Origin of the sequence: Methanobacterium formicicum, assembly GCF_029848115.1 — an archaeon.
GTDB lineage: Archaea > Methanobacteriota > Methanobacteria > Methanobacteriales > Methanobacteriaceae > Methanobacterium > Methanobacterium formicicum.
Genome location: NZ_JARVXG010000052.1, coordinates 5,001 through 10,000 on the forward strand (window position 1 = coordinate 5,001; position 5,000 = coordinate 10,000).

Genomic DNA, 5,000 nt, shown 5'->3' on the forward strand with positions numbered 1-5,000 from the left:
GTTATTCCTGCCCGTCCAGTGACTCCCAGTAGTGATCCTTCCTGTATAACTCCCTCATCATCTGCTTCTATTATTAACCGTTTGACCACATTGGCACTGACATGGTCCAGAGTGGCAAATAATGTGTGGATATCCGTAGATTCAATTATTTCATGACCCAGTTTAGTGAGTTCAGGGATTTCATCACCATCTTTACCTACATCACAACCAATAAGAGTGGTTCCTGCATCATATGCTGCTTTAGGATCTACCGGTACAGTTCCAAACCGTTCCCTTCCTTCTGGAACTTTTCTTATGTCCACGTGTTCATGGGCGCGCCTGGCAAACTCTTCAGCAGCTTTCCAATCTGCTTTTTTGAGTATGTCCCTGGTGTAAAGGTCTAAAGCGGCACCACCCCGTTGATCCACCTTTTCAGTTCCCCGGATAATGGCGTCAGATATGGCTCCAGCCAGTCCACAGAAGTTTCCCACCGTGCGGGCGTAGGGTTCATCATTGTTAACTATTCGGCCAGCCAGAGTGGTTCCGAAATCCATTGAAATGCAGGGGTTACGATAATCTACTTCGGTCCATTTAGCACCTGCTTTTATACCCGCAGTTACCAGTTCTCCTTCCATTTCATTGGCCACCACTGCTCTACCTGTGGGTGGAACTACGCTGACCACTGCTCCGTCAAACATAACTTTATCCAGGAGGGTGAAATCCCGTAATTTTTTGGGTAAACTGTCCTTGGAAATGGAAGGGGACATTTTACTAGGAGGTATACCCGCTTCCAGACAGCCGTTAGCCAGGGCAATGATGAGTTCTCCCACTTCTTTTGGAGATGCAAAACCTGCCGTTACCCCAGTTGAACGTACCACAAAGTCCAGATCTTCTTCTATGCTAATTCCGGAACGTTTCACTGACTCCAGAATGGTGTTTTTAACCAGTTCCGCCACTGATTCCTGGGTCAGCTCCACATGCCACACTGTCTCCCCGAAGACCTTTTCACCCTTTTTAGGGGGGCGAATATCCCTGGTCATTTTAACAGTTTTGTCTAAAAGATAAGTACGACTGGTGTTGAGGTTAGTGGCCGTTAAAATACATTTAGTGGTGGTGTTTCCCAGTTCCACCGAGGCCACAATGTAATAAACATCAGGACGCATGAGGGTGCCGTATCCCTGTCCCCTGGTTTTCTTGGTAAACGGCGCCATCTTAGCTTCTTCAATGGTAATGTATCTGCTTTTTGCAATGACTGGCTTTGGACCTAAACCTAATAGTTTTTTAATGAATGACAACTTGATACCCCCAATTTAATAATGATAATCAAATTAAGTTTAGTGAAAATGAATATAAACGTTGTGAATTGATGATAAAAACAACTGTTAAATATCACCAATTTAATAGGGAGGTGGTTATTTTTGTAAGGGAGTTCATTTAAGAGATTGAGATTTCTTATTCTATATTTAGGATATTGGACTGTTTAGAAAAAGAAAACTCTTATCAGGATATAAAATATGTAAGAAGCAATTAAAATCGTCCCATCTACCCTGGTAAGTTTCATTCCCCTTTTTATTAAAAACAATAAGAGTAAAGTTATACAAACCATTACCGGAACATCGAAATAGATGGCAACGGGATCAACCGGTATCAAAACAAATAGAGAGGGTATTCCCAATCCAATTAAGATGTTAAAGATATTACTTCCAAATACTGTACCTACCGCCAGGCTATTCAAACCCTTTTTAGCCGAGGATAAAACTGTAAAAAACTCGGGGGCAGTAGTTCCCAATGCCAGGAATATGCCGACTAAAGCTGAAGGGATACTAGTAATTTCTGAAATCCCAATGGTACAATACACTATAACTCTACATCCAATAGCCAGACCAAATAAGCCAGCAAATGCCAGTAAGAACGGTTTAATACTTAATGACTTTTCTTTAACCTCTTCTTTAATTTCACAACATTCCATTTGGCTGCTTTCGTTGTTTTTTTGAGCCCGAATCAAAACCCCAAGATACACCAAGTACATTGCCACCATCAGAATTCCAAAAACAAAAGACATGTTTTGAATTACAAATAGAGACACCATTAAAGTTAATGCAGTAATTAAGGCCATTAGCCCATCACGGTTCACTTCTGGAGCACTGGTAGTGATTACACCGGAAAAAATGGCAGATATTCCTATTATTCCAGACATATTCCATATATTTGCCCCTATAGCACAACCAATACCAATATCATGATTTCCACCTAAAATAGCAATCATTGCCGAACCGAATTCAGGTAGAGATGTTCCAATTGCCGATGCAGTTACTCCTAAGATTATCTCCGATATTCCCAGTACCAGACCAATCTCCACTAAATTGTCTACAAAAATATCCGCAGATTTTATCACAATTACCAGGCAAATGACCAACAATACCATGAGTGCCAATAGTTCCAATTATATCACCGGCATAAGGTTACCGTGTATTATAGCTTTTTTTTGATGACCTAAAGAAGAATTGGGATTCTTAGTGATATAAAAGTTATGATTCTGTTTTATTGTTAATTTATAGGAAAATTAACCAGGATAGATCATTGAAAAATTTAAAATTAATTCGTTTAATTATTTATCTTGAATGTAAAAATTAAAATATGGAAGAAAAATAGAAAAAAGTATTTAATTAGTTCTAACTAGGAGTATGGTACAGGGAGCAGAGTGTACTACTTTTTCTGAGACACTGCCCAGCAGGCGTTTGTCCACCAGGTTTTTACCCGTGCCCAGCACAATCAGATCCACGTTTTCTTCCTCAACCACCTTTACAATTTCATCGGCAGGGCTGCCTTCACGCATTATCCCTCTAAATTTCACCATATAATGTTGGGGAGACTGGAATTCCTGGCGCAAACTATCCAAAATTTCCTTACCCTTAGCAGTTAACTCCTTCACCATCATTACTGACCTTTTGGGTGTAAAAAGGACACATCACAAAGCACCCCTACGTCAGTACGAATATCCTGATCACAGCATAAGTTACATAAGTTATTAATAATATTATGCCACCCCATCTATTTAATTTACCTTTACCCATCTTAATAAGCGCCATTAACAAAACAGTCACAAAAATCATAACCGGAGCGTCAAAGACCAGTGAAAGTCTTTCCACTGGCACCCCCAAAAGCAATGCGGGTATCCCTATACCAATTATAATGTTGAAGGTGTTGCTACCCAGAACAGTGCCTATGGAGAGATCGTGGAGACCTTTCATCGCCGAAGAAAGAGTAACAACCAGTTCCGGTATGCTGGTACCAATTGCCAGAGTAAAGAGCCCCATTATCATTTCCGGTATACCAATGATAGTGGCCAATTCTACACCACTGTAAACCAGTAACCGGCACCCCACAATTAACCCGGCCAATCCCATGACCAACATTGCAATTGATTTTTTATTTATGGTTTTAGGAGAATCGTGTTCTGCAGGATTATTGTTTATCTGTTCTGATTCAATTTTTAAGTTGTACTTTTCAGTGGCATTATTTTTTCTCTGAGACCTGATTAAAACCCACAAGTAAAAACAGTAAGCTGTAATCATGACTACGGAAGCCTGCCAGTTAATATCCCCAAATAACATGAAAAATATTAGAATCAAAGATGTTAATAACATCATCAGCCAATCACGATTCAATCCCTCTTTATTTGTACGAATTAACCCAGATACTGTGGCCGATATTCCCAGGATACCGGCAATATTCCATATATTCGAGCCAATAACAGTTCCCACTCCTATCTCCACACTACCCGACATGGAGGCTATCACTGCTGAACCAAACTCGGGAAGAGATGTTCCAATGGCAGAGGCTGTAACCCCTAAAATAATCTCTGATATCCCTAAAGCCCCACCAATCTCGACTAAATTATCAACAAAGACATCAGCAGATTTTAGTACTACAATTAAGGATACTGCCAATATTACCCCAAGTGTGATTATTCCCATCAATATCTCACCGGCATAAGGTTTCCGTTTGCCACCTTATATATTTTACCTTGGATAATTGATTAACATTATTATTAAATAAATAATACCGTATGTAAAAATATACACTCCAAAAAAAAGCGTAAAATATTGTGTTTTTAAACAAGGAAGTGAAACACTCAATTATAATTAGAGTTCCAGAATAGTAAATATCCAAATAAAATTGAATACGTAACCAGATGGTTGATCCATTAATTAAATAAAAGAAAAAGAAATAGTAATTCCCTTTCTTAACCCGTCCTCACCAAGAGTATGGTGCAGGGGGCGGAATGTACTACTTTTTCTGAGACACTACCCAGCAGGCGTTTATCCACCAGATTTTTACCAGTGCCCAGCACAATCAGATCCACACCTTCTTCCTCAGCCACCTTTACAATTTCATCGGCAGGGCTGCCTTCACGCATTATCCCTTTAAATTTCACCATATAATGTTTGGGAGACTGGAATTCCTGGCGCAAACTATCCAGAATCTCCTTACCCTTAGCAGTTAACTCCTTCACCATCATTTCCTTGACCTTTTTAGGTGTTAAAAAGGGCACCGAAGTTTCCACCACGTAAACACCAATAATTTCTGTTTCTCTTTCGGGAATAATATCTAAAGTATGCTCAATTATGTCATCCATGTATTCGCCCATGGTAGCTACCAATATCTTATCATACATCACAAATCACCCTTTAAGCCAGTACAAATATTCTGATCACAGCATAAGATACATAAGTTATCATTAATATTATGCCGCCCCACCTATTTAATTTACCTTTACCCATCTTAATAAGCGCCATTAGCAAAACAGTCACAAAAAGCATAACCGGAGCATCAAAGGTTAAAGAAATGTTATCCACCGGTACTTTCATTAGTAATGCCGGAACTCCTATTCCAATTAGAATATTGAAGGTGTTACTGCCCAGAACAGTTCCCAATGAAAGATCGTGGAGTCCTTTCATGGCGGAACTTAAAGTCACCACCAGTTCTGGTATGCTGGTACCAACGGCCAGAACGAAAAG

At 39.7% G+C, this 5,000-nt stretch carries 6 protein-coding genes (2 of these 6 cut by a window edge); all 6 read right to left on the bottom strand.

Annotated elements, in window-relative coordinates; translation table 11 throughout:
- Positions 1-1,274 carry the 5' portion of a methanogenesis marker 14 protein gene (locus QC759_RS08055; RefSeq protein ID WP_048072480.1) on the bottom strand. 199 nt of this gene lie to the left of the window's left edge, so the window shows 1,274 of its 1,473 coding nt (coding positions 1-1,274); it begins with the start codon at positions 1,272-1,274; the stop codon falls past the left edge of the window.
- Positions 1,275-1,459: 185 nt separating this feature from the next.
- Positions 1,460-2,422 carry a calcium/sodium antiporter gene (locus tag QC759_RS08060; protein ID WP_279845503.1) on the bottom strand — a complete coding sequence of 321 codons (963 nt, stop codon included), beginning with the start codon at positions 2,420-2,422 and terminating at the stop codon, positions 1,460-1,462.
- A gap of 219 nt (positions 2,423-2,641) precedes the next feature.
- Positions 2,642-2,917, bottom strand: a complete 276-nt coding sequence (locus tag QC759_RS08065) for a universal stress protein (protein WP_144405526.1) — start codon at positions 2,915-2,917, stop codon at positions 2,642-2,644.
- Between the two features lie 43 nt (positions 2,918-2,960).
- Entirely contained in the window at positions 2,961-3,956 is a 996-nt protein-coding gene (locus QC759_RS08070) for a calcium/sodium antiporter (protein ID WP_048072481.1), read from the bottom strand.
- Between the two features lie 269 nt (positions 3,957-4,225).
- Positions 4,226-4,657 (bottom strand): universal stress protein, encoded by a 432-nt coding sequence (locus QC759_RS08075; protein WP_048072482.1) that lies wholly within the window; start codon positions 4,655-4,657, stop codon positions 4,226-4,228.
- Positions 4,658-4,670: 13 nt separating this feature from the next.
- Positions 4,671-5,000: the final stretch of a calcium/sodium antiporter gene (locus tag QC759_RS08080; RefSeq protein WP_048072483.1), read on the bottom strand. It continues 678 nt past the right edge of the window; only the last 330 of its 1,008 coding nucleotides appear in the window; the start codon falls outside the window, past its right edge; its stop codon occupies positions 4,671-4,673.